This window comes from Actinacidiphila acididurans (assembly GCF_016918855.1).
In the GTDB taxonomy this organism is placed as follows: domain Bacteria; phylum Actinomycetota; class Actinomycetes; order Streptomycetales; family Streptomycetaceae; genus Actinacidiphila; species Actinacidiphila acididurans.
Map to the genome: position 1 here is coordinate 26,690 of NZ_JADKYB010000036.1, position 26,650 is coordinate 53,339.

The window sequence follows — 26,650 nt, forward strand, 5'->3', positions numbered from 1 at the left end:
GGATTACCGCGCATCACTATTCGCGCGCGACCTCATTGCCTCACCCGGCACGCGGGGCTGAGCCCCGGCGCTCAGCCGCGCAGAACCGACCAGAGGATTTTGGGGTGGAAGAGGTGGGTGGGCGGGCGGGTGAGGGACATGACGGAGACGAAGGCGGCGCAGGCGGTGCGGTCGACGCGGGCGCGGGCCAGGACGCGGTCGAGGTAGGCGTGTTGGAGGCGGAGGGCCGAGCCGGAGGGGCCGCCGGTGGTGGCGGGGAAGCGGACGTCCTCGCTGCTGGCGATGAGCCAGGCGTCGGCGGAAGCGGCGGCGATGCCGCGGCGGGCCCGGCGGGCTGCTTGGGGGCCGAGGCCGTGCCGGGTGACCGCGTCGCGCAGGGCGACGGCGCAGAAGGCCGCGGCCGAGATGCCCTGGCCGTAAACGGGGTTGAAGGTGCAGGCGGCGTCGCCGACGACGACCAGGCCGTCCGGACAGCGGCGCTCGTAGTGGCGGCGCACGCACGGGCCGGGGCGGAAACCGCGGACCTCACCGGCGGGTTCGGCGGTACGGACGAGGTCGCGCAGGGCGGGGTCGCGCAGCCGGTCGAGGTGGGCGGTGAACCCGGCCTCGCCGGGCCCGGGTTCGCCGCCGCGCAGGCCGCCGACCGTGACGAGCCAGCGGTCGCCCTCCACCGGGAGGAGGACGCCGAAGCGGGGGTCGTCCGGCGCCTTGGTCTGCACGTAGGTGGCGGGCAGGGCGGCGGAGGCAGTGGCGGGGCGCCGGTAGAGGCGGCTGGCGTAGCCGATGCCCGGGTCGACGCGTTCCTCGGGGACGGCCGGGCAGCCGAGGGCGGCCAGCCAGCGCGGCACCGCCGAGGTCCGGCCGGACGCGTCGACGACCAGGTCGGCGCGGATCTCGCTCTCGCCGCCGGAACGGTCGGCAGGGAAGGAGCCGTCGGCGCCCTCGGGCCCACCGGTGCCGCGAGGCCGCACCCGCAGGCCGGTGATCCGGTCCGGACCGCCCAGCAGCCCGGTCACCACCGTGCCCTCGCGGAACTCGATGGCCGGCTCGGCCCGTACCCGCTCCAGCACCACGTGGTCCAGCAGCGGCCGGGTGCAGGACAGGAAGGCGATCCCGGAATCGAAGACGGGCATGCGGCCGACCGCGCTGAACCAGTCGAGTTCCCCGGGCAGGCCGACCGGCCGGGCACCGAGGGCATCGAGTTCGGCGCCGATCCCGGGCAGCAACTCCTCCATCGCCCGGCGCCCGCCGTCCATCACCAGGTGGGCGTGGTGCCCCTGCGGGGTGCCGGAGCGGTGCTCCGGCCGCGCGGGGTATCGGTCCCGTTCGACGACCACGATCCGCTCGGCGCTCCCCCGCAGCGCCCACGCCGCCAGCAGCCCGGCCAGGCCCCCGCCGATCACCACTGCCACGCTTTGTCCCGGCGCGCTCACGCTCCGCGAAGATCCCATGGGCACGTAGCCTAGGCCGCCGGGCAGCCCCCGCCCAGAGCGCGGGCGCGTAGGGGCGCGGGCCCGCAGTCCATATGCGGCTGGCGCCGCGTGGGCGCGAGCAACCGGCCACCGGCTGGGGGTACCTCCCAGGCCGAAGGCTCTGGGGGAGGACCGGTCGCGCCCACGTTGCGCCAGCCGCAAATTCAACGCAGCCTCGCGCCCCTCGGGTACCCCCGGCGTACCGTCAACCAGCACGCCACAGCCCCGGCGGAAAGCCGAAGCGCGGCCCCGTGCGCCCGGTCGACCCCACGACGACCGTACGCACGGGACCGCGCCCCGCTGGAGGGGTGCTCAGTTGCAGGTGAGCACCGGGTTGGCCCAGTCGCCGTGGTCGTTGCCGTTGCCGTCGCCGCCGTCGCCGACGGAGAGGTCGAGGACCTGGCCGCCGGTGACGGGGACGTCGAGGGTGACGGGCGCGGACTTGCCGTTCAGGACCGGGGTGGTGGTGAGGGTCTTGCCGTCGAGGACGACGGAGAAGGTGACGGTGCCGGGGTCGCCGTGGTCCACGCCGACCGTGGCGGTGAACCTGGTGCACTGGCCGGCCAGGTAGATCAGCACGTCGCTGGGCGAGTTGGTGCCCAGGCCCTTGGCGTAGACGGTGCCGCCGAGGGTGATCGGGGTGCCGTCGTTCGCCGCGGTGTTGCCGACGCTCTGGTCGCGTTCGACCGGGCCCCATCCGTTGCTGGCGGACAGGAACGGCAGGTCGCTGACCTGGTCGGTGCCGGCCGGGGGTGCGGGCGGCACCGCGGTGACGACGCGTTCGTCGGAGGCGGTGCCGGGGCGGTCGCCCTGGACGAAGTCCGCCGTGGCGGTCAGCGGGCTGACCTTGTCGGGCGTGGCGGGTGCGGTGACCTGCCAGGTGAAGGTCGCCGAGCCGCCGGGGTCGATCCGGTCGACGCCGGCCGGTGCCGGGCTGCCGACGGTCCAGCCGGCCGGCGCCTTGAGCACGGGCTTCACGTGGTAGGCCGTGGTCTGCTTCTTGGGCACCGAGACGGTCGCGGTCGCGGTGAACGTCGCGCCGGGGCCGGCCGATCCGGGGACGTGCAGGGCGACCTGCGCGCCGGCCGGGGCGGGCATGGCGTACGTGGTGTTGTTCCAGCCCGGGCTGTCGTTCTGCGCGACGGTCAGCGAGGAGGCGTAACTGCCGTAATTCGTCAGGGCGACCGTGCCCAGGCCCCCGGTGCTGCCGTCGAGGTTCCACACGGCCAGTGCGATGGTGTTGCGGCCGTGCGGGTTCAGGATGCCGTTCGGCACCGGGAAACTGTGCTGCGGGCCGAGGTAGTTGACGTACGTGCCCACGTCCCAGCCGTTGACGTAGATCTCGGCGCGGTACTTGCGGGCGGGGTCGTCGTTGAAGGTGAGGCCGAGCGAGGTGTCCTGGCCCTGCGGCAGGTGCAGCGAGGTGTCGGTGACGTACCAGGAGACGCCGGGCGTGGTGTCGGTGGTCGGGAGGGTGACCGGGGTCCAGTTGCCGGTGGGGTGGCCGGGCAGCATCCAGCCGGCCCGCTCGCCGTAGAGGCCGCCGGTGGCCAGCGGGCCGCGGACGGTGTCGACGGGGTTCTCGCCGCCGCGCACGCCCTGGAGTCGCCAGGTGACGGTGTTGAGCGGGTCGCCGGTGAGCATGGCGCCGGTCAGGCCGCGGGCGGCCTTGTTGCCGCTGGACTCGTTGTAGTCCTCCTCGTGCCCCATGTTGACGGTGAGCACGGACAGGACGTTGTCCGCGCCGGTGTGCAGGAGGCCGGGCGGGAAGGTGTACGTCTTCTGGCCGTCGGCGGTGGAGCTGCCGAGGAAGGTGCCGTTGAGCCACACCGAGGAGGCCGCGGCCTTGCCGCCGCTCTGGGTGGACAGGGTGATGCCCGTCTCCTTGCCGGTGCCGGTGAACCGGCCGCGGTACCAGGTGCTGCCGGTGTGGAAGCCGTAGTCGTCGGCGAACAGCACCGGCAGCGAGCCGGGCGAAGTGATGCTGTTGGTGGTGGTCTTGTCGGCCACCTGCCAGGTGGAGTCGTCGAAGCCGGGCTGGGCCTCGGGGGACTCCTGCTCGTGCCGCCAGTCGGTCAGGGCGGGCAGGGTGATCGGGGCGGCGGTCGGCAGGGTGCCGGTGAGGCTGCCGTCGGCGGTGCGGTGGGTGGCGACGGGCCGGCCGTTCCAGCTCAGCGAGTCGGCGGCGGTGAAGACCTCGACGCCGCCGTCGGTGCCGGTGTCGCCGGTCAGGGCGAGGGCGCCGCCGCCGGCGGTGGCGCCGCGCAGCAGGTGCGTGCCGCGTACCAGGACCGGGCCCTGCGCGGTGTCCTGGCGCCAGAAGGTCTGCGCGGTGTCGGTGTCGGCGAGCAGCAGGAGCAGCGGGTGGGCGCCGCCGGTGACGGTCACCCGGGTCAGCCCGGTGTGCCGGTAGTTCAGCCGCAGGTCTCCGGTGGCCGGGTCCCAGGTGGAGGTGACGTCGCCGCCGGTGGCGGTGACCTGGGGCTTGGCGGCGTAGTGCAGGACGGTCTCGCCGTCGGAGCCGTGGTCGCCGTACAGCACCGCGACGTCGCGGCCGCCGATGGTGGCGTTGGTCATGATCTGCGAGGTGGAGTAGCGCAGTTGGTTGCCGCCGAGGTCGTAATCGGCGACGACGATCGCGGACTCGCGGCCGTTCAGGGTCAGGGACGTGCCCGGCTGCTGCGGCACCGTGTAGACCGGCGCGGCGGCGGCGGTGCCGTTGGCCACGTCGATGGCGTCGATGGTGACGAAGGTGCCGGACGCGGCGGAGTTCCTGTTCCCGGTGACCTGGATCCGCAGGGTGTGCGGGCCGTCGCTGAGGCCGCTCGCCCGGTAGGCGACGTACTGGTTCTGCTTGGTCGCGCCGTACAGGTCGACGGTGCTGACCTTGGTGCCGTCGAGGTAGACGTCGGCGATGCCGTGGTTGCCGTCGAGGTTGCTGATCCACTTCACGCCGGTGCCGGTGAAGGGCACGGTGACGCTGTCGCCGGCGGTGGAGCTGAACGACTCGGTGTGCTGGTAGTCGCCGCCGGTGTAGTTCTGCTCGGCGCCGACGTGCGACCAGGAGCCGGCGTACGACAGCGCCGGATCGGCGTCGTCCCAGGTGTAGCCGGAGTGGGCGCCCAGGTCGATGGTCAGGTGCGTGCTGTCGGTGCCGGTCGAGGTGGAGTCGGCGTGCCGCAGGACGTGGAACTGGGTGCCCGTGTCGGGGTTGATCCGGGCGGTGTCGACGACCTTGGTGTTGTCGGTGGGCGTGGACGGCAGCGCGTCGGTCTTGGTGAGCGGGGCCACCGACTGGGTGAAGTACCCGATCAGCTTGTCCTGGCCGTACTTGGGGTCGAGCTGGCGGTTCTCCCGGATCGCGGCGCCGTAGTCGTACGAGGTGTAGTTCTCCGGCTCGCCCAGCCAGCCCCAGTTGGTGCCGCCGTAGGTCATGTAGAAGCTCTGCGAGGTGGCGCCGACGGCGATGTTCTGCTTGTAGAACACGTCGGCGAACTGGTCGTTGATGAGCTGGGCGCACTTGTCGTAGCCGGGGCCGCCCCACGGGTCGAAGGCGCCGCCCTGGAACTCGGCGGTGGCCAGCGGCTTGCCGGGCACGTGGTCGTAACTGATGTCCGGGACGCCGCTCCACTTGGCGGGGTTGGAGCAGTTGAAGCCCTGCGGGTACGAGTCGGCGGCGTCCACGTCGAGGGCGGCGTCACCGGAGTTGAAGGTGCCGTTGTTGTTGCCGACCAGGGGCACGGTGATGCCGTCGGCGCGGGCCTTGTCCTCCAGGTGCTTCATGTACGTGCGCCCGGCCGCGTTGCCGTTGTAGTACTCGTTCTCCACCTGGTACTGGATCACCGAGCCGGTGCCGTCGGTGAGCTGGTGGCGGGCCAGGATCCGGTCGATCTGGGTCTGCCACTCGTCGCTGTACTTCAGGTACTCCGGGTCGGAGGTGCGGGTGTGCCCGGCCTTGGTGGACAGCCAGCCGGGGAAGCCGCCGCCGTCGACCTCGGCGTTGATGTACGGGCCGGGGCGCGCGATCACGTACAGGCCGACCTGGTCGGCCATGTCGAGCAGCTTGTCCACGTCGCGCACGCCGCTGAAGTCGTAGACCCCGGGGGCCGGGGAGTGGTAGCCCCAGTCGAAGTACAGGGAGACCGCGTTGAAGCCGGCCGCCTTCATCTTCTGCAGAGTGTCGAGCCACAGGTCCTGGCTGGGCTGCCGGAAGTAGTGGAACTCCCCCGACCACAGATAGGTGCGCTTGCCGTCGATCATCCAGGAGTAGCCGTCGTACGTCACCGTGTGCGGCGTATGTGCCGCGGCGGCGACCGCCGGCGGGGGCGCGGCCCCCTGCGGTCTGCCGACCGCGTCGGCGTCCAGGCCCACCCCCAGGGTCAGGGCCACCGCCGCCGCCACCGCGAGGCAGCGGCGCAGGACCCGGCCCTTGTGAAGCGTTCGCATCCCGACCTCCACGTCCTTCGACGTCCTTGTCGCTCTCCGACGTCCCCACAAGCAATCACAAGCGACCAGATTGGTGCGCGATTGTGTGCGTTAACACGTTCAGTTTCGTGGGTTCGTGAGGGAGTGTTACAGCCTGCCCCCGGGCCCGCAAGACTCCGGCGCGAAACCGCCACGAAACGGCGGGGAAAACCGGGCCGGGCAAGGGTGCCGCGGGCGTACGGAACGTCCGCCGGCGGGCCCGGCAGTGCCGACGCCCTGCCCGTTTACCGGGGTGAATCGACCACCCATAGTGTCTCCATGACGAGAACCCCCTCCCCCGCGTCGCTCGGAGGTGACGGCCCACCGGCCGCCGCTCCCGTCCGGGCCGGGGCCGACGAGATCGTGGCCTACGGCGAGCACGTACTGGCCGTGGAGCCCACCGGCGCGGAACCGGTGCCGGCGGCGGGCCGGCACGGCCGTCCGCTGCAACTGCTGTGGACCTGGACCAGCCCCAACATGGAGTTCGCGACCGTCTTCATCGGCGTGCTGGCGGTGGGCATCTTCGGCCTCGGCTTCTGGCCAGCGGTGCTGGCGGTGGTGCTCGGCACGGGGCTCGGCGCGGTCGCCCACGGCTTCCTGGGCCTGCGCGGACCCAGGTTCGGCGTCCCGCAGATGGTGGCCGGCCGCTCCGCCTTCGGCTACTTCGGCAACGCCCTGCCGGCCGGGCTCAACGCGCTGAGCGCCGGCATCGGCTGGTTCGCCGTCAACAGTGTGAGCGCGTCCTACGCGCTGAACACGCTGCTGCACTGGCGGCTGCTGCCGTGCCTGTTCGTGGTGGTGATCGTGCAGATCGCGGTGGCCTTCCTCGGCCACAACTTCATCCACACCGCGGAGCGGTACACCTTCCCGGTGCTGACCGCGATCTTCCTGGTCACCTCGGTGGTGATCCTGGCGAAGTCGCACCCCTCGGCGGCCGACGGCTCGCACGCCTTCAAGGGCGCCTTCCTGCTCACCCTGGGCGCGGCCTTCGGCTACGCGGCCGGCTGGACCCCGTACGGCTCGGACTACACCCGCTACCTCGCCCGCGACACCGCCCGCTGGAAGGTCGCGCTGTGGCCGGGCCTCGGGGTGTTCGTCTCCTGCGTGGTGCTGGAGATAGCCGGGGCCGCCTCGGCGACCCTGGTCGCGCCCAAGGGGGCCACGCTGACCGGCGCGTTCATCCACCCGCTGCCGACCTGGCTGGGCAAGCTGACACTGCTGGCGATCGCGGTGGGCGGGATCGCCGCGAACGCGCTCAACATCTACTCCGGCGCGCTGTCCTTCGTCGCCATGGGCATCAAGCTGCCCGCGGCGGTCCGCCGGGCCACGGTCGCCCTGGTCTTCGGCGTGGCGGGCACGCTCGTGGCGTGGAGCGGACTGCACGACTCCGGCTCGCGCTACGAGAACTTCCTGCTGGTCATCACGTACTGGATCGGGCCGTGGCTGGCGATCGTGTTCCTCGACGCGTGGCTCGGCCGCACCCGGCCGGACGAGGAGACCGCGCGGATGCTGGCCGACCCCTCCTACCGCAACTGGTCCGGCCCCCTCGCGATGGCCGCCGGCACGGCCGCGGGCGTGCTGCTCTTCTCCAACCAGACCGACTTCACCGGGCTGGTGCCCAAGCACTACCCGCAGATCGGTGACATCGCCTTCGCGGCGGGCTTCGTGGTGGCCGGCCTGCTCTACCTGGCGCTGCGCAAGGTCCCGGGCCTGGGCCCGGCCACCGGGCGCCCCCCGCGGGTGCGTACGGCGGCGGAGCCGGAACCGGCGTAAGGCCGGGTGCGTGATCTCGCGGGGCCGGGCAGCTTGATCTGCCCGGCCCCACGGCTGTGTCACCGGCGGGGGCGGTTGCCGATCCCCGGACGGCCACCGGGGCTCAGTCCGCCGCCTGGAGCAATCGGTGCGCGCACGCGGCCAGCAGGAGTTCGCCGTGGGAGTCGGGGTCGGAGACGCGCAGGCCGAGCAGCGACTCGATGCGGTCCAGGCGCTGGTAGAGGGACTGGCGTCCGACGTGGAGGAGGGCCGCTGTACGGGTGGGGCTGCATCCGTTGCGCAGGTGCACCTCCAGGGTGTGCACCAGGTCGCTGGGATGGGCCGCCTCCCAGCCGAGCAGGGGTCCCAGCGCCCGGTCCACCAGGCGGCCCAGCCGGTCGCGGGTGGCGGCGGTCAGGCCGTCGCCGAGCAGTTCGCGTTCCAGGGCCAGCGCCCGTGAGGTGGTGAGGACCGAGCCGCCCGCGGTGCGCCGGGCCTGCGGTATGGGCACGGTCAGCGCGAGCCGCAGCGCGATCCGGGCCTCGCGCAGGCTCTCCCCCCACCGCCGCCAGCCGGCGTCCGCGCGTACCGCCGGCCCGAGCGCGAGGGTGAGCCCGGCGGCCCCCGGGTCCGCGGCGGAAGACGTACCCGGCACTCGCGCGCCACCCGCACCCCCCGCGCCCGCCTCCGTCCCCGCCGCTTCCAGCGCGCTCAGGGCCGCGCACACCGGGTCGCCCGGGACGGACCGGGGAACCGTCAGAAGTGCTGCGGTGCCAAGTGCGTCGCGCAGGAGCGGGGCGCCGAGGAGGTCGGCGGCGCGGTCGAGCAGGGCGCCGGCGGCGGGGGCGCCCGGATGGCCGGGCGTGTGGGCCGAGGTCCCGGCGGCCGGATGGGCGGCAGCGGCGATGACGCGGTGGGCGCGGTCGGGGCGGAAGCGCAGGGCCCGCAGCCGGGCGGTCACCTCCTGCTGGCTGAGCGCGGTGCCGGCCTCCAGGTCGGCCAGCACCGCGGCGGCGCCGGGCCGGTGCGGCCGTTCGGTCAGGGTGGCCGTGACGATCGCGGTGTTGACCGCCTCGGTGATGCGGATGAAGGGCACGACCTGCCGCAGCGCCAGCAGCGGCAGATGGCGCCGGCGGCTCTCGTCCAGGATGGCGTACGGCATGTCGGGCAGCGAACGGCCGAGTTCGACGGCGACCCCGGCCACCCCGCGCTCGGCCAGCTCGCGGACGTAGTGGCGGCACGCGCCCGCGTCGGCGCCCGCCAGGCCGAGGCCGGTGGTCAGCAGCAGCTCGCCGCCGGACAGCAGCGGCCCGATCTCGTATATCTCGCTGGAGTGCACCCACCGCACCGGCCGGTCCAGCGCGTCCTGCCCGGCCAGCAGTTCCGCGCCGGCCGCGGCCAGCACGTCGAACGTCAGGATCTCCCGCAGGGTGAGGACCATCGCCACCTCCCAGGACGTGTCCGCGAAGTCCCGCCCGGCCGGCGACACCTGGCACGCACTCCCCCACGGCTTCGTGGGGGTACCCCCGGCCGTGTCGTCGGGCCCGTCCGAACGGGCCCACCACGACACGCCCTCGCGCCGCCGCGCTGTCCGCCGGGCGGCGCTGCGGAGCGTACATTCCGTACGTTGCGAAGGTGTTTCGCCGACCCGAGAGTGGAGGCATGACGGACGCGGTGATCACGGATCCGGCGGCGATGCTGGCGGTGGCCCTCCAGGAGGCGCGGGACGGGCTGGCCGAGGGCGGCATCCCGATCGGTGCCGCGCTGTTCGGGCCGGACGGCGAGTTGCTGGGCCGGGGCCGCAACCGGCGGGTGCAGGACGGCGACCCGTCGGCGCACGGCGAGACCTCGGCGTTCCGCGCGGCGGGCCGGCTGCGCGGCTACGGCCGGACCACGATGGTGACCACGCTGTCGCCGTGCTGGTTCTGCTCCGGGCTGGTCCGCCAGTTCGGCATCGGCCACGTGGTGATCGGCGAGGCCCGCACCTTCCACGGCGGCCACGAGTGGCTCGCGACGCACGGCGTGCGCGTCACCCTGCTGGACGATCCCGAATGCGCCGCTTTGATGCGGGAGTTCATCGCCGCGCGGCCCGAGCTGTGGTACGAGGACATCGGGCGGTAGTGGCGCCCTGACCGGCGCGCGGCGGAACGCGCCGCGTAAGGCACCGCCGCACACCACCGCACACCGCCGTACGAGGAGGGAACCCTTCATGCCGGACGCGCCCCGCATCCCCGTGATCGACCTGGCCGGCTGGCTGTCCGGCGACCCCGGCGCGCGGGCCGCGACCGCCGCCGCGGTGGACAGCGCGCTGTCGCGGGCCGGCTTCCTGCTGCTGACCGGGCACGGCGTGAGCCGGGCGGAGCGCGAGCGGGTGCGCGCCGCCGCCCGCGCCTTCTTCGCGCTGCCGCCGCAGGCCAAGGAGCGGTACGCGGTCCGGGTGGGCGGGCGCGGCTGGCTCGGCCAGGGCGCGGAGGCCAACGGCTACGCGGAGGGCACCGCGACCCCGCCGGACCTGAAGGAGTCCTGGACGCTCGGCGCCGACCGGCCCACCGGCGACCGGGAGATCGACGACTTCTGGTTCCAGCCGAACGTGTGGCCCGACGCGGAGGTGCCCGCGCTGCGCACGGTGGTGGAGGAGTACCTGACGGCCATGCGTCGGGTGGCCGACGAGGTGCTGCGACTGCTCGCGGCGGCCCTCGGCCAGGACGAGGACTTCTTCACCCGGCACACCCGGCATCCCACGTACACGCTGAACGTCAACTGGTACCCGGGCACCGAGGTGGTCGGGGAACCGCTGCCCGGGCAGTACCGGATCGGCCCGCACACCGACTTCGGCACGGTGACGCTGCTGGACCGCCAACTCGGCCGGGGCGGGCTCCAGGTGTACGTGGACCCGGCCGACGGCGGCAGCGGCTGGGAGGACGCGCCGTTCGACCCGGAGGCGCTGACCGTCAACATCGGTGACCTGATGGCCCACTGGACGGGTGACCGCTGGCGGTCCGGCCGGCACCGGGTGCTGCCGCCGTCCCCGCAGGACCCGGCCGAGGAACTGATGTCGCTGGTGTACTTCTACGAGTGCGATCCGCACACCGTGGTGGCGCCGCTGCCGGCCCCGGTCGGCCGGGTGGCGCACGAGCCGGTGGACTCCTCGGAGTACCTGCGGGCGAAGCTGGACGCGATCACGGTCGGCTGAGCCGCGGGCCCGGCCGGTGCGGCCTGACCGGCCGGGCGGGGTGGATCGGCTAGCGTGATCGCCAGGTGCGGCGCCGGCCGCGCGACCGGGCCGGGCCGGACCCGTTCGGCCGCGCGCGTCGCCGTACGCCCGGACGCGCCCGGGATCCGCACCCCGGAAGGGAGACCACGTGCCGATCGCCGACCCCATGCCCGTGCTGACCACCGCCGAGCTGGCCACCCGCAGGGAGAGACTGACCGAGTCCGGGGTGCACCTGCTCATCGGCTCCGTGGTGGACATGGCGGGAGTGGCCCGGGCCAAGACCGTGCCGCTGCGCCGGGCCGAGGTCTTCCACACCGCGGGGATGGGCGCCTCCCCCACCTGGAACGTCTTCTGCGTCGACAACTCCATTGCCTTCACCGAGCGGCTGGGCGTGGTCGGCGACCTGCGGCTGCGGGCCGACCTGGCGGCGGCGCGGGTGATCGGCGGCGGCTGGGCGTGGGCGCCGTCGGAGTTCTTCGACCAGCACGGCGAGCCGTCGCCGAACTGCGCCCGGGGCCGGCTGCGCAGCACGCAGGCGCGCGCGGAGGCGGCCGGGCTGAGCGTACGGGCCGGGCACGAGCTGGAGTTCGTGCTCACCGACGCCGAGGGGCGGGAGCTGTCCGGCCGGCACTGGCAGGCGTACGGCCTGGGGTCGGTGGTCCGCGAGGGCGCGCTGCTGGCGGAGCTGGACCGGGCCCTGGAGCACGCCGGGGTAGGGGTGGAGCAGTTGCACGCGGAGTACGGCACCGGGCAGTTCGAGCTGTCGCTGGCCCCGGCCGAACCGGTGCAGGCCGCCGACGACGTGGTGCTGGCCCGGCTGGTGACCGGTCGGGTGGCCCGCGACCACGGCATGCAGGTGTCCTTCTCGCCGCTGCCCTTCCACGAGGGCGCGGGCAACGGCGCCCACCTGCACCTGTCGCTGGCCCGCAACGGCCGGCCGCTGCTGTCGGGCGGGGCCGGGCCGCACGGCCTGACCGACGAGGGCGCGGCGGCGATCGGCGCGATCGTGGCGGGGCTGCCGGCCACCCTCGGAGTGCTCGGCGGATCAGTGCTGTCCTCCGCCCGGCTGGGCCCCGGCCGCTGGTCGGGCGCCTTCGCCTGCTGGGGCCTGGAGAACCGGGAGGCCGCGGTCCGGCTGCTGGCCGGCACTGCGGGCAACCCGCACGGCGCCAGCATCGAGGTCAAGTGCGGCGACTCCTCCGCGAACGTCTACCTGGCCTCCGCGGTGGTGCTCGGGCTGGCCCTGGACGGCATCGCCCGCGGCGCCGAACTGCCCCCCGAGGTACGGGTCGACCCGGCCCAGGACCCCTCGGCGGTACGGCTCCCCGCCACCCAGGAAGAGGCCCTGGACGCCCTGGACGCCTCCCCCACCGCCCGCGAACTGCTCGGCGACGACATCGTGTCCGCCCTGCTGGCCGTCCGCCGCCACGAAGTCGACAACTACGGCGGCCTCGGCATCGACGTCCTGGCCGAACGCTTCCGCTTCGCGTGGACCTCGTGACGGCGGCGGCCCCGGGGCAGAGTCCCGCCCCCGGGCCGCGGGACCCTACGGACTCCGGCCCGGCTCCAAGGCCGGTCACGCGGCAGGCATCCGCATCGGACTACGCTGCCTGGTCGGCGTCCGCCACACGTTCCGCCCCCGGACCACGGGACCCTACGGACTCCGGCCCGGCTCCTGGCTCCGCCACGTGGCCGGCAACCGCATCGGACTCCGCCACCTGGTCGGCGTCCACCACGCGTTCCGCCGCCGGACCGCGGGACCCTACGGACTCCAGCCCGGCTCCAAGGCCGGTCACGCGGCCGGCAACCGCATCGGACTCCGCTACCCGGTCGGCGTCCACCGCGGCTCCGGGCCGGCGCGAGCGATGAGCCTCGCCGACTTCGCCGCGGAACTGCCGCTCGTGGACCATCATGTGCACGGCGCCTTTCGCGAGCCGCTGAGCCGGGCGGAGTTCGAGGTGGCGCTCAACGAGGGGTCGCCGGGGCCGGTGCCGGCCGGGACCACGCAGTTCGACTCGCAGCTCGGCTTCGCGGTGCGCCGGTGGTGCGCGCCGCTGCTGGGGCTGCCCGCGCACGCGCCGGCCGACGACTACTGGGACCGCCGCGCCGGGCTCGACGCGATGGAGGTGGCCGAGCGGCTGCTGCCGGCCGCCGGGGTGGACCACTGGCTGGTCGACACCGGGTACGCGGCGGAGAAGCTCCTGTCCCCGGAGGAGCTGGCCGTGGCGGCGGGCGGGGCTGCGCACCGGATCGTACGGCTGGAGGCGCTGGCCGAGTCGCTGGCCGGATCGCTCGCCGGGCAGGAGACGGGCGCGGCGGCGTACCCGGACGCGTACCGGGACCTGCTGCGTACGGAGGCGCGGGACGCGGTCGGGGTCAAGACGGTGGTCGCCTACCGGGCCGGGCTCGACCTGGACTGGAGCCCGCCGGAGCCTGCGGCGGTACGGGAGGCGGCGGCGCGGTGGCTGGCGGCGGCCGGACCGCAACCGCGGCTGACCGACCCGGTGCTGCTGCGGTTCGGCGTGCACTGCGCGGTGGAGCTGGGGCTGCCGCTGCAGATCCACACCGGCCTCGGCGACCGGGACCTGGACCTGCGCCGGGTCGATCCGCTGCTGCTGCTCGACCTGCTGCGGCAGCCCGCGGTGGCGCGGGTGCCGGTGATGCTGCTGCACTGCTACCCGTACCACCGCGCGGCCGGCTACCTGGCGCAGGCGTTCCCCAACGTGCACTGCGACGTGGGGCTGGCGGTGAATCAGGTGGGCGCCCGGGCCCCGGCGGTGGTCGCCGAGTCGATGGAACTCGCGCCGTTCGCCAAGCTGCTGTACTCCTCCGACGCCTTCGGGCCGCCCGAACTGCACGTCCTGGGGGCCGTGCTGTGGCGGCGGGCGACGGCGTCGGTGGCGCAGTCCTGGGTGTCGGCCGGCGACTGGTCGGAGCCGGACGCGCGGCGGGTCATCGCCATGATCGGCCGGGAGAACGCGCTGCGCGCCTACCGGCTGTGAAGGACCGGGCCGCTCAGGCCGCCGCGTAGACCTGCGTGGCGAACTCGGCGATCTCGTCGTCGGTGAGGCGCCTGGCCACGTCGGACTCGGTGATCATGCCGCACAGGCGGTGATTGTTCGCGACGTCGATGACCGGCAGCCGCTTGATCCGGTTGCGCTCCATGACCGCGAGGGCCTCGCTCGCGTCGGCCTGGGCGTCGATCCAGTGCAGCGGCCCGGCGAACCGGCCCGCGGCCACCTGGGCCGGGTCCTGGCCGTCGGCGACGCACTGCACCACGATGTCGCGGTCGGTGATCATGCCCTTGAGCCGCTGGTCGTCGCCGCAGATCGGCAGCGCGCCGACCTTCAGGTCCCGCATCAGCCTGGCCGCGTCCTGCAACGACTGGTGCTCGCCCACGCACCGCACCTCGCCCCCGGACATCAGGTCCCGTGCGGTCATGCTGCTGCTCGCCGTGCCCATGGTCGCTCCTCTCTCCCGTGCGCCGGCCCCCGCCCGCGGCACACGCCTGCTTCCGTCACTGGGGCACCTTGCCGAGGCCGTACCGCGCGAAACCACCCATATCGGGTATCGACGGCGGCGCCGCACCTGGTCCTCCCGGCATGCCCATGTTCAAACCGTGGGTACGATCCCGGGGCATGCCGACCCCGCCTCCCCCCGGTCCGCCCTGCCTACCCCCGAGAAGGTGACCGCATTGCAAGACCGGACACCGCCGGCCCGCATCCGCCCCGGCCGCCCGCCCGCCGTGCGCCGGGCCGCCCGCGCCCTGCTCGCCCTGGCCGCCGCCGCGGCCCTGACCCTGGCCGGCGCAGGCGCCGCCGCGCGGGCCTCGGCGCCCGCCGCCCCCGCCCCCTCCTACGTCGAGAACGGCTACCAGGACCCGGTCACCGCTCTTCCGCCGGTGACCCGGCCGGACACCCCGCACTGCACGGTCACCGTGATGCGCCACGACTTCGCCAACTCCTACGGGCAGCCGTACACCGGCACGGTGACGCCGCCCGCGCAGTGCGCCGGCCCGTGGTCGAAGGTGGTGCTGACCTGGTCCGGCAGCGTCCAGGGCCGGCAGTACGACCGGCTGGCCGGGGTGTGGATCGGCGGCGCCGAGGTACTGCGGACCAGCACGCCCGAGCCGGACGACGACGGCATCACCTGGCACGTGGACAAGGACGTCACCGCCTTCACCCCGCTGCTGCGCACCCCCCAGCCGCTCGTGGCGGACCTCGGCAACCTCGTCAACAGCACGTACACCGGCGTCTACCACATGACGCTGACCCTCACGTACTACACCGCCGACCGGCGTCACCCGGCCCCCGCGCTCGCCGACCGGGTCGTGCCGCTGTCGGGCAACAGCACCACCGCCGCGGGCTGGTACGACCTCGCGCCCGGGCAGTCCGCCACCGCCTCGGTGGTGCTGCCCCGCAACCTGGTGACCGCGCGGCTGGAGGTGTACGCGCGCGGCGGCGGCTGCGACGAGCAGTGGTTCGACTCGGTGCCCTCCGACCTGGCCGCGCAGGCGCCCGACTACCTGTGCGGTGGCGGCAGTTACCGGGAGGTCCAGGTCGCGGTCGACGGCCGGCCCGCGGGCCTCGCGCAGCCGTATCCGGTGGTGTACTCCGGCGGCATCGTGCCTACACTGTGGCGGCCGATCCCCGCGGTGGACCAGTTCCTCACCCTGCCCTACGACCTGGACCTGACCCCGTTCGCCGGCCTGCTGGTGGACGGCAAGCCGCACACCGTCACGCTGACCCCGTACGGCGCGGCCGACACCTGGACGGTGGACGGCACCCTCTTCCTGACCACCGATCACCACGCCGCGCGGACCTCCGGCGCACTGACCGCCGACACCGTCGGCACCTCGCCCGCGGTGTCCACCACCGAGCAGCCGGCCGGCGACGGGTCCACCGCCGTGCACACCGCCACCACGCGCGACTGGGTGACACAGGGGTACGTGGACACCTCGCGCGGCCGGATCACCACCCGGGTGGCGCAGCGGACCGCGTACACGAACGACGACACGGTCTCCGACGGCGGCCGGCACCAGGTGGTACGCCAGCGCGATACGGGCGCGACCACGGTCACCACGAGCACGGCCAGGGACGAGGGGGCGGTGCGCACGGCGCGGCACGCCTGGTCGTACCCCGTCGACGTGGACCTGTCGGTGCCGGTCTACACCGACGGGGACAACTACCAGCTCAGCGGCAGCGTACGGCAGCAGCGGGTGCTGACCGACAGCGTCCGGGCCGGCCGCTCCGGGGCGTGGCGGCCGGTCGCGGTCACCGACGACACGGTGACCGCGACCGGTGTGCTGGCCCGGCAGGCGGGCACGGTCGTCTCCTCCGACGGCACCGGGTCCGAGCACTGGCTCGGCACCACGGACACCGGCGGCTGCTGGGACCGCACCCTGACCGCCGCGCACGGCTGGCTGACCGCCGACGTCACACGGCCCTGCCGCCTGCCGTCCGATCCGGGTCCCGGATCGAACGGTGGATCGCTGACCCGCTGACCCGCTAGCCGCGGGCCACCGTGCGGGCCGCGTTGTGGGCCTCGACTCGCAGCGCGGCCCGGTCGGCGGACAGGATCTCCGCCGGCCAGGAGACCTCCACGGTGCGCGACTCGCCGGGCAGCAGCCACAGGTAGTTGTCGCCGTAGAGGGCGGGCAGCACCCGCTTGCCGCCGGCGGCGTCCACCAGGGTGAGCCGGACCATGGCCGCGACCGCCGAGCCGCTGTTGCGTACCGTGGCCGTCACGGTGCGGCGCGCCCCGCTGTCGGTGACCTTGCCCAGCGAGGTGGCCAGCCGTACCTGCGGCAGCTTGGCCAGGGCCTGCATGTCCGACGGCTGCCGGTAGCGCCAGTAGGTGTTGGCGGACAGCAGGTTGCCCCGCGCGTCCTCCAGGGTGAGCCGCAGCAGGTGCAGGTTCGGCAGGGCGTCCGTCCAGCCGGCGGCGAACGCCTTGGCCGTGGCCGCGGACGCGATGTCCACGGTCTGCCGCGAGGTCGCGCCGATCTGCCGGCCGGAGACGTCGTACATCCGGGCGGTGACCACGGCGCCCTTGACTGCCGTCGGGGTGTGGTTGACCGCGATGACCTGCCAGTCGCCCGGGCCCGCCTGGACGTGCAGCGGCTCGCACGCGGTGCGGGCGCCGTAGTAGGCGCCGTTGACGTCGAAGTCGTAGTCGTAGGTCTGCCACACCGTGCTGTGCCAGGCCGGGTGGGACATCCACAGCATCAGGCCGGTGGCGTCCTGCCACAGGTTGGCGTTCCACGCCTCGAACATCGCGCGGTGGTTCTCGAAGTTGACGAACTGCGCCTTGGCGGTGAAGTCGTCCAGGCCGGTCGCGGTGCCGAGCCGGGTCTCGATGGCGGCCTGGTAGTTCTGCGGCGCCTGGTTCCCGCGGGTGCTCCAGTCGTGGTAGTACCACGCCCCGCCGATCGGCCACTCGGGCTGGTCGGCCACCAGCTCGCGCATGCTCTCGGCGGTGGAGACGACCGGCATGCCGATCTCTGTGTGGAAGCCGAAGCTGCCGCTGCCGTAGGTGCTCGGCGAGTAGTAGCGGTCCGGCTCGATCCAGCCGTAGGGGCCGCCGCCGGTGATGATGCCGCCGGCCGAGTTGTTCTGGTAGAGCAGGCCCGGCGCCTCCTCGGTGACCGCCTGGCGCATGCCGGTGTCGATGGCGGCCGGCGGGTTGCCCTCATTGGCACCGCACCACACGACCACGCACGGGTGCAGGCGGTAGCGCCGTACGGTGTCCCGCGCGAGGTCGTTGTACGCCTGGTGGTCCGGCGGGTCCATGCCCCACGCGTTGGGGAAGTCGTTCCACACCAGCAGGCCGTGCTCGTCGCAGGCCGCGTAGAACTCCTCGCGGTTGCTGCTGGCCACCCAGTTGCGGATCATCGTGAAGTTCATGTCACGGTGCATCCGCACGGCGGTGTCCATCCGCTCGGCGGGCATCCGGCGCAGCAGTTCGTCCCAGCCCCAGTTGCCGCCGCGGGCGAATACCGGCACGCCGTTGACGCTGATCCGCAGCGGGTCGGGCGTGTTGTCGACGGTCTTCACGTCGGTCCAGGAAGAGCCGTCGGTGGAGACCTGGATCGTGTACGTCTTGGGGTACGCCGCCTCCCAGACGATGGCGATCCGGTCGAAGGAGACCGCCGAGCCGAGGTCCACCTGGAGCCACTGCTCGTCCTGGTAGGCGGACGACCAGCGGGTGTTGGGGTCGCCGTCGGTGGCGTTGCCCGGGCCGTGGTCGGACTCCTCCACCGAGGAGGAGGTGGCGGTCTTGTGCAGCGCGAGGTCGGTGCCGGGCGTGGCGCTGTCGATCACCGACAGGCTCCACAGCGAGGAGCCCCAGCTGGTGGCGCGCGCATGGCAGAAGATCCGCACGTAACGGGCGTTCTGCGCCGGGATGTCCTCGATCTGGAGGCTGGCGTCGCCGGAGTTGAAGGGCAGCGGCACCGCCGTGTTGTCCACCGCCTTGGCGTCGGTCCACGTCGAGCCGTCGGCGGAGACCTGGACCCGGTAGGTACGGGCGTACGCCTGCTCCCAGGTCAGGTCGACCCGGTCGAAGGAGACGGAGGAGCCGAGGTCGACCTGCACCCACTGGTCGTCGGCGAAGGCGGAGGACCAGCGGGTGCCGGAGTCGCCGTCGGTGACGTTGCCGGCGCCGTGGTCCGACTCGTCCTCGGTGGAGGAGGTGGCCGTCTTGTGCAGCGCGAGGTCGGTGCCGGGCGCGGAACTGTCGATCACCGACAGGCTCCACAGCGAGAAGCCCCAGCCGGTGGCCCGGGTGTCGCACTGGACGCGGACGTAACGGGCCTGCTGCTTGCCGAGGTCCACCGACTGGGTGTACGCGTCGCCGGTCGCGACGAACGGCAGCGGCGTCGTGTAGTGGTAGTCGAACTGGCGGATGCCGAAGCGGGCGGTGCGCCGGTCGCTGGTCTGCCCGTTCACGTCGGCGGTCACGGTCAGCTTGTGCAGGTCGGGGCTGCCGTAGCCGTTGGGCCACCACAGGCGCGGGTTGCGCAGCTTCAGCGCCGCGTACACCGCGGGGGTGAACACCGCGTCGACGCTCTGGCCGGCCGGGACGGTGACCGTCTGGGAGACCTTGACGCCGTCGAAGGCGGCGGTGACGGTGGCCTTGATGTCGGCGGTGCCGGCGTTGCGGACCGGTACGGTCACGGTGAGTTCGGCGCTGCCGGTGTCGGGCAGGTTCGGCAGCACGGTGTCCACGCGCGGGTCGCCGATGACGGCGTGGCCGGTGGAGCGCAGCCGGACGTGGTTCCAGATGCCGCTGACCCGGTCGCGGACCGCCGGCATCCAGTCCCAGCCGGAGGCGGCCAGGTACGTGGGCGAGTTGCGGTTCATCATGTTGGCGCCGGCGTCCACGAAGGACAGGCCGTCCGGGCCCTTGTCGCCGGGGCTGCCGGGGAAGGGCATCGGCGTGACCTGCACGGCCAGCGCCTGCTCGCCGGTCGCGGCCAGCAGGCCGGTCACGTCGTAGGCGGCGCGGGCGAAGGGGTAGGTCATGCCGCCCACGTGCTGCCCGTTGAGCCAGATGTCGGCCTGGTGGTTGATGCCGTCGAACTCCAGCCAGACGTGGCGGCCGGCGCCGGTGGGAAGGCCGTCGGGCAGGGCGAAGCCGCGGCGGTACCACCAGGAGTGGCGGGACAGGGCCTCGGGGATGTGCAGGTTGTTCAGGCCGGCCACCGGGTCGGGCAGCAGGCCCTGGTCGACGAGGGTGGCCAGGACCGTGCCGGGGACGGTGGCCGGCAGCCAGGCGCTGGTGTCCAGGGCGGGGCGGGACAGGTCCGCGCCCTTGCCGCCGGCCCGGTCGTCCATGGTCAGCGTCCAGCCGGACTCCAGCGGGACCGTGCCGTCGGAGGCGACGTGCAGCGACGGGGCGTTGTGGGTGTGGGTGCCCCAGTCGGTCCAGCCGGTGGCGGCGGGGCGGTGGCCGCGCGGGGTGCCGTACACCTCGAAGCCGTTCAGGCCCAGGGGGTTGGCGTTGGAGCGCTTGCGCACGGTGAGCCGGACGAAGCGGGCGGCGGCCGGCTGCGTCAGGGGGATCTCGACCACGCCGCCGGTGCCGGCCGTGGTCCGGTACACCGGGGTCCAGGACTGCTCGTCCAGCGAGGTGTCCACGGTGAAGTCGACCGCGCAGCTGGACAGGATCTCCTGGCCGGTGGTGTTGTCCCACGGGTCGCCGTCGGTGGACGGGGTGAACACCGGGTCGTTCACGGTGGCCTCGAAGGTGAGGCGGATCAGGTCCACGTCGCAGGTGCCCTGGAGGTCCACGCGGATCCACTGCGGGTCGCCCGCGGCGGCCCGCCATCCGCTGCCCTTGACGCCGGTCGAGGTGAGCGTGTCGACGGCGAACTCGGCCGGGGTGGGCGCGTAGTCGGTGGAGGAGACGGCGACCGGGCGGTAGGCGGCGAGTTCGCCGCGGGTGGCGGTGCCGCTCCCGGCTGCCGCCGCGGTCTGGGCGGCAGCGCTGGTCGCGGGCAGTACGGCCCCCAGGCCGAGGCCTGCGAGCAGGCTCGATCCGGTCGTGACGACCGACCGGCGGGACGGGCGGGGAGGGTGATTCGGCATGTGCGCGGGTTCCATTCCCAGGCGGGACCAAGGGGTGTGCGGCCCCCGGCCCACCCCTCATGACAACGTTGCCAAACGCTCTCTTCTGGCTTGCGTCCTGTCAAGCCCTGGGGCACACCCGGAGGGTGTGCCGCCTGCCACCCGGGGCGCGTGCCCTCGGGGCGAGGGGTGCCCCCCTCGACGGGCTCGGGCGGGAGGCGTGTGGGCTCGGAGGTGGTGCGGACGTCGTTTCTCATGGCGCCGGGATCGGCTCACCGCTGGTGAAGGGCCGGTGCTCGGCGTCATGATCGCTGTGTGACGACCGGACGGCGCCCGCTTCTTCATCATGAGTGGCTCGCAGATGTGTGGAAGCAGGGCGACGGGACGTTGCTGGCTTCGATCTCCGTCGACCCGGCCGTGCGGGCGCCGCGCATGAACGGACACGGGGACGCGGAAGTCCTTCTCGACTTCGGTGAGGTCGAGCCCGGGCCCGACCTCGACCGGCGCCTCACGGTAGTCGTGGCAAGGATCCGCCACGCCTTGGCCGCCCTCCCGGAGATCGTCGCCTACGCGGTGGCCCACGGACCGCGGCGGTGGCGCGACCACTACGAGAGGGCGGACCCTCAACCCCTTGCGGATCGCCTCTTCCTGGAGGGCTTCGGAGTGGACGCGGAGCTCAACCTGTCCGTCTGGTTCGACTTCGGCGACCTGGACATGATCGTCGTCGCCCTCGACGCGTATGGCCGAGGCCAGGCAGTGGAATTGCGGCCCTGATCGGTTTCACGGGTGCGGTCCGGCACAAACCGTTCGGCGTGGCGCCGTGACTAATCGGTTGTCGGCAGGGGGTGGTTGGCGGACACTGTCGCGGTGTTTTCCGATGCCGACGCTGCCGCGCTGTACGACGTGCTGAACCCGTGGGATCCGGACCGGCGGGCCGACGACGGCTTCTACTTCCCGTTGGTGATGGGCTCGGAGTCGGTCCTGGACGTCGGTTGCGGCACCGGGGCGATGCTGAGCCTCGCTCGTGAGCGTGGCCATCGCGGTCGGCTGGTCGGGCTCGATCCGGACCGGGCCGCGCTGGACCGGGCCCGGCGCCGCGCCGAGGTCGAGTGGGTGGAGGGCACCGCGGCAGAGGCGAGGAGCGGTGCCGGCTTCGATCTGGCGACGATGACCGGCCATGCCTTCCAGGACTTGGTCACCGATCAGGTCGTACGCGATTCACTGGCGGCCATCCATGGAACGCTGCGCCGAGGCGGTCGTTTCGTGTTCGAGACGCGCCATCCCCAGGCGCGGGCCTGGGAGGAATGGACCGCCTCGAACCCGGACGACGTGGTCGAGGTCGTCGACGAGGCCGGCCGCGCGCTGCGGTACTGGCACGACGTGGATTCCGTCGCCGACGACGTGGTCACGATCCGCGGGACGGTGGCCCGGCTGGACGGCACCGTACTCAGGGTCTTCCGGGAAAGCCTGCGGTTTCTCGACGTTGCGGCGCTCAACGGGTTCCTCCTCGAAGCGGGCTTCGAGATCGAGGAGCAGTACGGGACCTGGAACCGGGAACCGATTACGGCGTCCAGCCGGGAGATCATCACGGTCGCCCGCCGGGGATAAGTTTCACTCGGCACCTACCGCCGCCGGGTCGCGCACCGGGCATTCACCGACTCATCGCCCGACGCGGCACCGAGGACGGAGCGCCCCACCGCGTCCTGAGCCGCCGCAGCCGCGAGCACCGCTTCGGCGAGCTTTTCGGGGGGCCGGCCCGAGGACGTGTCGATGTGGTCCAGGCCCAGCCGTGCGACGGCGTCACGCACCAGTTTCTGGTAACGCAGGGTGCGGGCAAGGAACTTGTCGATCGGGTCGCGGCCTTGGGCGGGCATCCGGTCGTAATGGCTTGCCGCGTGCATGCGGCTGGACAGGGTGCCCTCGTCCGCGGTGAGCCACACGGCGGCCGTGTGGGGCACGGTGAGGTTCGCGACGTTCTCCGGAAGGAGGGCGGACCCCTCCAGGACAAGTCCTGCCCTGTTGGGTGCCGCGAGGGCGTGGGTCGTGATCAGCTCCTCGATCCGCGGCCACAGCCGCTGATAGTGGTCCAGCACGGAGGTGATGAGCTCGTCGACAGAGAGGGAGCGGTAGTGGTCGTCGACATCCGGTGGAACCTGCCATTGCGGGGTCGGCCACGGTCGTCCGGGATGGCGCGCCAGCCCGTCGGTGGGCAGGCAGTCGAACCCGAGCCGGTCGGCCACCGCGCGGGCCACGGTCGACTTGCCGGTGTGCGAGGTTCCTCCGATCAGCATCACGCGTAGGCCGTTCACGGCAGGGCCGCGGTGAGGTCGACCTCGATGAGTTGGCCGGTGAAGCCGAGTTGGGCAACGCCCAGGAGGGTGCTGGCTGTGGTGAAGGCGGGGCCGATCACCGAATCCGTGAGGCGGCGCCATGCGGCGCCCAGGACGTGGGTGTCGTCGGTGCAGACGTAGATGACCGAGCGCACGACGTCCTCGGGGCCGGCGTCCACCGCGGCAAGGGCTGCCAGCGCGTTCTTCGCGATCTGATCGATCTGCAGGTCCAGCGACCCGGGGCCGACGAGCCGGCCGTCGCCGTCCAGGGGGCACTGTCCGGCCAAGTAGGCCGTCCGGCCGGCTTCCACCACCGTGACATGGTGATAGCCGGGCGTTTCGTGCAATGGTTCCGGGTTGATGCGGGTGATCTTCGCGTTCATACCGCCGAGTCTGGCCGACCCACGGCCCGGGCCGCACTCGCATTACCCGCCCGCTGCGTACTTCCGCCGTCCATGGCTGCGGCCCCCGCCTTGACGCGCCCCCGTCACACCCTTCGACGAGTCGTCGTGGACGGACGTGACCAACGGCGTCACGGCCTACGCCAAGCCCAAGACGCTTGGCGAGCGGGCGGCGTGGGACTTCATCGAGAGGGAGGGCGAGGAACTGGAGCTCTCCGTGGTGAACCCGACGGGGATCCTCGACCCGGTGCTCGGCCCGGACTACTCGACCTCCATCGGGTCCGTCGTCCTTCTGCTCAACCGGGCCATGCCCCGCCTGCCGCGCATGACATTCGGCGTCGTGGACGTGCGCGACGTGGCCGACCTGCATGTACGGGCCCTGACCCACCCAGCCGCCGCGGGCGAGCGGTTCCTGGCCACCGCCGGCATGGTGACGCTGCCGGACATGGCCCTGGCGCTCAAGGCGTCGCTCGGAGAAGCGGCGAGGCGCGTGCCGACCCGGACCGTCCCCGACTGGCTGGTACGCCTGGCCGCCGTCTTCGACTCCACCGCCCGCCAGGCCCTGCCCATGCTCGGCCGGCCGCACCGGGCGACGAGCGCAAAGGCCGAGCGCGAGCTTGGCTGGACGCCCAGGACCACGCAGGAGGCGGTGGCGGCGACCGCCGAGAGCGTGCTGCGCCTCGGACTGGTCGACCGGTAGCCCAACTCGTCACGAGAAGCAGGAGCGTTGATGGACTCGACCGCGCCAGGACGTACGGCCGGACATGCGGCCCGCGTGTCCGCGTACGCGACCGCGGGAGCACGGCTGGCGCTGTTCAGTGACCGCCGGCTCGCGCAGGCAGTGGCCGCCGCGCCGGGGCTCGGCACCGGAATCGGCGGCAGGTCGGCGGAGTTGGAAATCGAAGGGGTACGTGTCTTCGTCAAGCGGGTGCCGCTGACCGACATCGAGTTACGGCCCGAGCATGTCCGGTCCACCGCCAACCTCTTCGGGCTTCCGCTCTTCTACCAGTACGGCGTGGGGTCGGCGGGGTTCGGTGCCTGGCGGGAACTGGCCGCTCACCTCATGACCACGGGCTGGGTCCTCAAGAACGAGTACGCGGGTTTTCCGCTGCTGTACCACTGGCGGGTCCTGCCGGACAGTCCCCCCGAGGGCTTCGCCGACCAGTTCGGGGGCATCGAGGGGGCCGTCGCGCACTGGGACGGGGCACCGGCGGTACGGCGCCGGCTGGAGGCCATCGGCAGGTCCTCGTCCAGCTTGGTGCTCTTCCTGGAGTACGTGCCGCGGACGCTCGCCGCCTGGCTCGGCGAGGCCCGCAAGGAAGGTGAGCAGGGGCCGGAGCAAGAGCGCGAGCACGGGCCGGAGCCGGAAAGCGCGCCCTACACATGGGTCGAGGACGAACTGATCCGCGGCACGCAATTCATGAGCGCGCGCGGACTGGTGCATTTCGACGCGCACTTCGCCAACCTCCTGACCGACGGCCGCCAGGTGTACTTCGCGGATTTCGGGCTCGCGCTCAGCCGCGAGTTCGAGCTCTCGGCGACGGAGGAGGCATTTCTGACCGACCACCTTGTCTACGACGGCAGTTACGCCCCGGCCCACCTGCTGCGCTTTCACCTGCCCGACGGCGTACGGGGCGGCAGCGACCACGAGACCTTCCTGCGGGACTGGGTGGCGGGCCGGCGCCTCGACGGGGTCCCACCCGGAATCGGCAGGATCCTCGACCGGCACGCCCCGCACGCCCTCGTCCTGGACGACTTCCACCGCCGGCTCCTCACCCGGAGCAAACGCACCCCCTTTCCGGCGGCGGAGGTCCGGCATGCGCTGGCCGGCACCTACGCGGCCGGCTGATCGAAGCCGCCGCTACGGTCGCGGGTTCAGTCAGCGCGCCGCGCCGAACCACGTCGGGAGGTGGCCGAGGAGATCCTGCTGCTCCTCGCCGACCCAGGCCACATGGCCGTCGGGCCGCAACAGCACGGCGGGTACGTCCAGTTCACCGACGGAATCGACGGAATCGACGACGTGGTCGACGCGATCGGCCCAGCCCGCCACCGAGAGCCGGCCGGTCCCGTCGAGCAGCAGGCCGCGCCCGCCGTGCATCAGGTCGTAGAGGCGGCCCCGCTTCAGAGCGAGGTCCCGCAGCCGCCGGCCGAGCAGTTCGTGACCCGGGCCGAAGTCGTAGCGGACGTCGACGGCGGTGATCTTCTCCGTCAGGTACCGGTTCACCTCCGGGAAGTCCATCAGTTCCGACATCAGCCGGCGCACCGCCTGAGCACCGGGCTCGGTGGACATCAGTTCGCCCTGGGCGCGGGTGTTGTCCAGCACTGCGGCGGCCACCGGATGCCGTTCGGTGTGATATGTGTCCAGCAGCCCCGGTGGTGCCCAACCGGCGGTCTCGGCGGCCAGTTTCCAGCCGAGGTTGAAGGCGTCCTGGATGCCGAGGTTGAGCCCCTGGCCGCCCACCGGAGGGTGGATGTGCGCCGCGTCACCGGCCAGCAGCACCCGGCCGACCCGGTAGCGCTCGGCCAGCCGGGTGGCGTCGCCGAAGCGGGACGTCCAACGCGGTGAGTGCACGCCGAAGTCGGTCCCGGCGTACGCCCGCAGCTGCTTCCTGAACTCCTCGATGGTCGGCGGGACCGAGCGGTCCTCGGCCAGCCCTTCGGCGGGCACGACGACGCGGTACACCCCGTCCCCGAACGGCCCGAGGCCGAACCGCCGATGCGTCTTGCGGACCTCGGCCACCACGGCGGCCACCGTCTCCGCCGGGCGGGTCACCTCCATCTCACCCAGCAGCGTCTCGACCCGCGAGGGCTCGCCCGGGAAGCCGACGCCGAGCAGCTTGCGCACGGTGCTGCGGCCGCCGTCGCAACCGACGAGATGGCGGGCGCGCAGCCTTGTGCCTCCCCCACCGGCCACGCTCCCACCGGCCAGTTCGACGGTCACCCCGTCGTCGTCCTGGCTCAGCCCGACCAGTTCGCAGCCGCGCCGGATCTCGGCGCCGGCCTCGACGGCATGCTCGGTCAGCAGGCGCTCGATCAGCGTCTGCGGGATGCCGAGCACGTACGGGTGCGCGGTGTCCATGTCCTCGGGCGCCGGCTTGGTGATCCCGGCGAAGAAACCGCCGAGCGGATACCGCTTGCCCAGCGCCAGGAACCGCTCCAGCAGGCCGCGTTGGTCCATCACCTCGATGCTGCGCACATGCAGCCCCAGCGCCCGCACCTGCCGGGTCGGCTCCGCCTCCCGCTCCAGTACGAGCACCCGCACACCGTGCAGCCGCAGTTCGCCGGCCAGCATCAGGCCGGTCGGTCCAGCGCCGACAATGATCACGTCAATCATGAAACAACCCCTGTACGGCGACACCGAATTGCACATTCTTCGACGTCGCCGGAATGCGCGGAATGGAAAAAGGGCTCCGGCGGAATGCCCCCGGAAGTGGTGTGCCAGCGATTC

The 26,650-nt window shown here is 72.9% G+C and carries 18 protein-coding genes; 10 read left to right on the forward strand and 8 right to left on the reverse strand.

The features are described 5' to 3' along the window. Positions 1-71: 71 nt before the first annotated feature. Both ITX44_RS38670 and ITX44_RS38675 read right to left on the reverse strand, forming a co-directional pair. Positions 72-1,412: an NAD(P)/FAD-dependent oxidoreductase gene (locus ITX44_RS38670; RefSeq protein ID WP_307795687.1), complete on the reverse strand. Its 1,341-nt coding sequence runs from the start codon at positions 1,410-1,412 to the stop codon at positions 72-74. A gap of 372 nt (positions 1,413-1,784) precedes the next feature. Further along, entirely contained in the window at positions 1,785-5,918 is a 4,134-nt protein-coding gene (locus ITX44_RS38675) for a beta-galactosidase (protein ID WP_205364330.1), read from the reverse strand. 297 nt (positions 5,919-6,215) lie between these two features. Between ITX44_RS38675 and ITX44_RS38680 the strand changes: the two genes are divergently transcribed. Further along, a complete protein-coding gene (locus ITX44_RS38680) occupies positions 6,216-7,709 on the forward strand; it encodes a purine-cytosine permease family protein (RefSeq protein ID WP_205364332.1) in 1,494 nt (497 codons plus the stop codon). Positions 7,710-7,812: 103 nt separating this feature from the next. Here ITX44_RS38680 and ITX44_RS38685 read toward each other — a convergent pair whose 3' ends face one another. Continuing rightward, positions 7,813-9,177, reverse strand: a complete 1,365-nt coding sequence (locus ITX44_RS38685; RefSeq protein ID WP_307795688.1) for a PucR family transcriptional regulator — start codon at positions 9,175-9,177, stop codon at positions 7,813-7,815. Positions 9,178-9,350: 173 nt separating this feature from the next. Here ITX44_RS38685 and ITX44_RS38690 point away from each other — a divergent pair, with 173 nt between their 5' ends. The 4 genes from ITX44_RS38690 (at position 9,351) to ITX44_RS38705 (ending at position 13,904) form a co-directional block, all read left to right on the forward strand. Beyond that, the gene (locus ITX44_RS38690; protein WP_236062436.1) at positions 9,351-9,809 is read left to right on the forward strand and encodes a nucleoside deaminase; all 459 of its coding nucleotides are present in this window, start codon (positions 9,351-9,353) and stop codon (positions 9,807-9,809) included. Positions 9,810-9,897: 88 nt separating this feature from the next. Continuing rightward, positions 9,898-10,881: an isopenicillin N synthase family dioxygenase gene (locus ITX44_RS38695; RefSeq protein WP_205364333.1), complete on the forward strand. Its 984-nt coding sequence runs from the start codon at positions 9,898-9,900 to the stop codon at positions 10,879-10,881. 169 nt (positions 10,882-11,050) lie between these two features. Next, entirely contained in the window at positions 11,051-12,403 is a 1,353-nt protein-coding gene (locus ITX44_RS38700; RefSeq protein WP_205364335.1) for a type I glutamate--ammonia ligase, read from the forward strand. Between the two features lie 187 nt (positions 12,404-12,590). Next, a complete protein-coding gene (locus ITX44_RS38705) occupies positions 12,591-13,904 on the forward strand; it encodes an amidohydrolase family protein (protein ID WP_307795689.1) in 1,314 nt (437 codons plus the stop codon). 13 nt (positions 13,905-13,917) lie between these two features. Here the strand turns inward: ITX44_RS38705 and ITX44_RS38710 are convergent, their stop codons facing one another. Continuing rightward, a complete protein-coding gene (locus ITX44_RS38710; protein WP_236062437.1) occupies positions 13,918-14,364 on the reverse strand; it encodes a CBS domain-containing protein in 447 nt (148 codons plus the stop codon). Positions 14,365-14,587: 223 nt separating this feature from the next. Between ITX44_RS38710 and ITX44_RS38715 the strand changes: the two genes are divergently transcribed. Further along, positions 14,588-16,405, forward strand: a complete 1,818-nt coding sequence (locus ITX44_RS38715; protein WP_307795690.1) for a peptide-N4-asparagine amidase — start codon at positions 14,588-14,590, stop codon at positions 16,403-16,405. Positions 16,406-16,409: 4 nt separating this feature from the next. Here the strand turns inward: ITX44_RS38715 and ITX44_RS38720 are convergent, their stop codons facing one another. Beyond that, positions 16,410-20,492, reverse strand: coding sequence for a discoidin domain-containing protein (locus tag ITX44_RS38720; RefSeq protein ID WP_205364337.1), 4,083 nt, complete (start codon positions 20,490-20,492; stop codon positions 16,410-16,412). 294 nt (positions 20,493-20,786) lie between these two features. Between ITX44_RS38720 and ITX44_RS38725 the strand changes: the two genes are divergently transcribed. Continuing rightward, positions 20,787-21,245, forward strand: coding sequence for a hypothetical protein (locus ITX44_RS38725; protein WP_205364339.1), 459 nt, complete (start codon positions 20,787-20,789; stop codon positions 21,243-21,245). Positions 21,246-21,320: 75 nt separating this feature from the next. Continuing rightward, positions 21,321-22,079: a class I SAM-dependent methyltransferase gene (locus ITX44_RS38730; RefSeq protein WP_236062438.1), complete on the forward strand. Its 759-nt coding sequence runs from the start codon at positions 21,321-21,323 to the stop codon at positions 22,077-22,079. A 14-nt stretch (positions 22,080-22,093) separates the two neighbouring features. Here the strand turns inward: ITX44_RS38730 and ITX44_RS38735 are convergent, their stop codons facing one another. Both ITX44_RS38735 and ITX44_RS38740 read right to left on the reverse strand, forming a co-directional pair. Next, the gene (locus ITX44_RS38735; RefSeq protein ID WP_236062439.1) at positions 22,094-22,762 is read right to left on the reverse strand and encodes a nucleoside/nucleotide kinase family protein; all 669 of its coding nucleotides are present in this window, start codon (positions 22,760-22,762) and stop codon (positions 22,094-22,096) included. Between the two features lie 14 nt (positions 22,763-22,776). Beyond that, on the reverse strand, positions 22,777-23,184 hold the full coding sequence (locus ITX44_RS38740; protein WP_205364341.1) for a RidA family protein: 408 nt from the start codon (positions 23,182-23,184) through the stop codon (positions 22,777-22,779). A gap of 136 nt (positions 23,185-23,320) precedes the next feature. Between ITX44_RS38740 and ITX44_RS38745 the strand changes: the two genes are divergently transcribed. Together ITX44_RS38745 and ITX44_RS38750 are read left to right on the forward strand one after the other, a co-directional pair. Beyond that, positions 23,321-23,902 (forward strand): Rossmann-fold NAD(P)-binding domain-containing protein, encoded by a 582-nt coding sequence (locus ITX44_RS38745; RefSeq protein ID WP_205364344.1) that lies wholly within the window; start codon positions 23,321-23,323, stop codon positions 23,900-23,902. A 30-nt stretch (positions 23,903-23,932) separates the two neighbouring features. Further along, positions 23,933-25,051 carry a protein kinase family protein gene (locus ITX44_RS38750; RefSeq protein ID WP_205364346.1) on the forward strand — a complete coding sequence of 373 codons (1,119 nt, stop codon included), beginning with the start codon at positions 23,933-23,935 and terminating at the stop codon, positions 25,049-25,051. Positions 25,052-25,081: 30 nt separating this feature from the next. Here the strand turns inward: ITX44_RS38750 and rox are convergent, their stop codons facing one another. Continuing rightward, positions 25,082-26,536 carry a rifampin monooxygenase gene (gene rox, locus ITX44_RS38755; protein WP_205364348.1) on the reverse strand — a complete coding sequence of 485 codons (1,455 nt, stop codon included), beginning with the start codon at positions 26,534-26,536 and terminating at the stop codon, positions 25,082-25,084. Between the last annotated feature and the right edge of the window lie 114 nt (positions 26,537-26,650).

What these genes read in the sequence shown, in the direction of transcription:
- ITX44_RS38690 (WP_236062436.1), top strand. Translation starts at nt 9,351, where the DNA reads ATGACGGACGCGGTGATCACGGATCCGGCGGCGATGCTGGCGGTGGCC.
- ITX44_RS38740 (WP_205364341.1), bottom strand. Translation starts at nt 23,184, where the DNA reads ATGAACGCGAAGATCACCCGCATCAACCCGGAACCATTGCACGAAACG.
- ITX44_RS38735 (WP_236062439.1), bottom strand. Translation starts at nt 22,762, where the DNA reads ATGCTGATCGGAGGAACCTCGCACACCGGCAAGTCGACCGTGGCCCGC.
- ITX44_RS38695 (WP_205364333.1), top strand. Translation starts at nt 9,898, where the DNA reads ATGCCGGACGCGCCCCGCATCCCCGTGATCGACCTGGCCGGCTGGCTG.
- ITX44_RS38720 (WP_205364337.1), bottom strand. Translation starts at nt 20,492, where the DNA reads ATGCCGAATCACCCTCCCCGCCCGTCCCGCCGGTCGGTCGTCACGACC.
- ITX44_RS38680 (WP_205364332.1), top strand. Translation starts at nt 6,216, where the DNA reads ATGACGAGAACCCCCTCCCCCGCGTCGCTCGGAGGTGACGGCCCACCG.
- ITX44_RS38710 (WP_236062437.1), bottom strand. Translation starts at nt 14,364, where the DNA reads ATGGGCACGGCGAGCAGCAGCATGACCGCACGGGACCTGATGTCCGGG.
- rox (WP_205364348.1), bottom strand. Translation starts at nt 26,536, where the DNA reads ATGATTGACGTGATCATTGTCGGCGCTGGACCGACCGGCCTGATGCTG.
- ITX44_RS38675 (WP_205364330.1), bottom strand. Translation starts at nt 5,918, where the DNA reads ATGCGAACGCTTCACAAGGGCCGGGTCCTGCGCCGCTGCCTCGCGGTG.
- ITX44_RS38750 (WP_205364346.1), top strand. Translation starts at nt 23,933, where the DNA reads ATGGACTCGACCGCGCCAGGACGTACGGCCGGACATGCGGCCCGCGTG.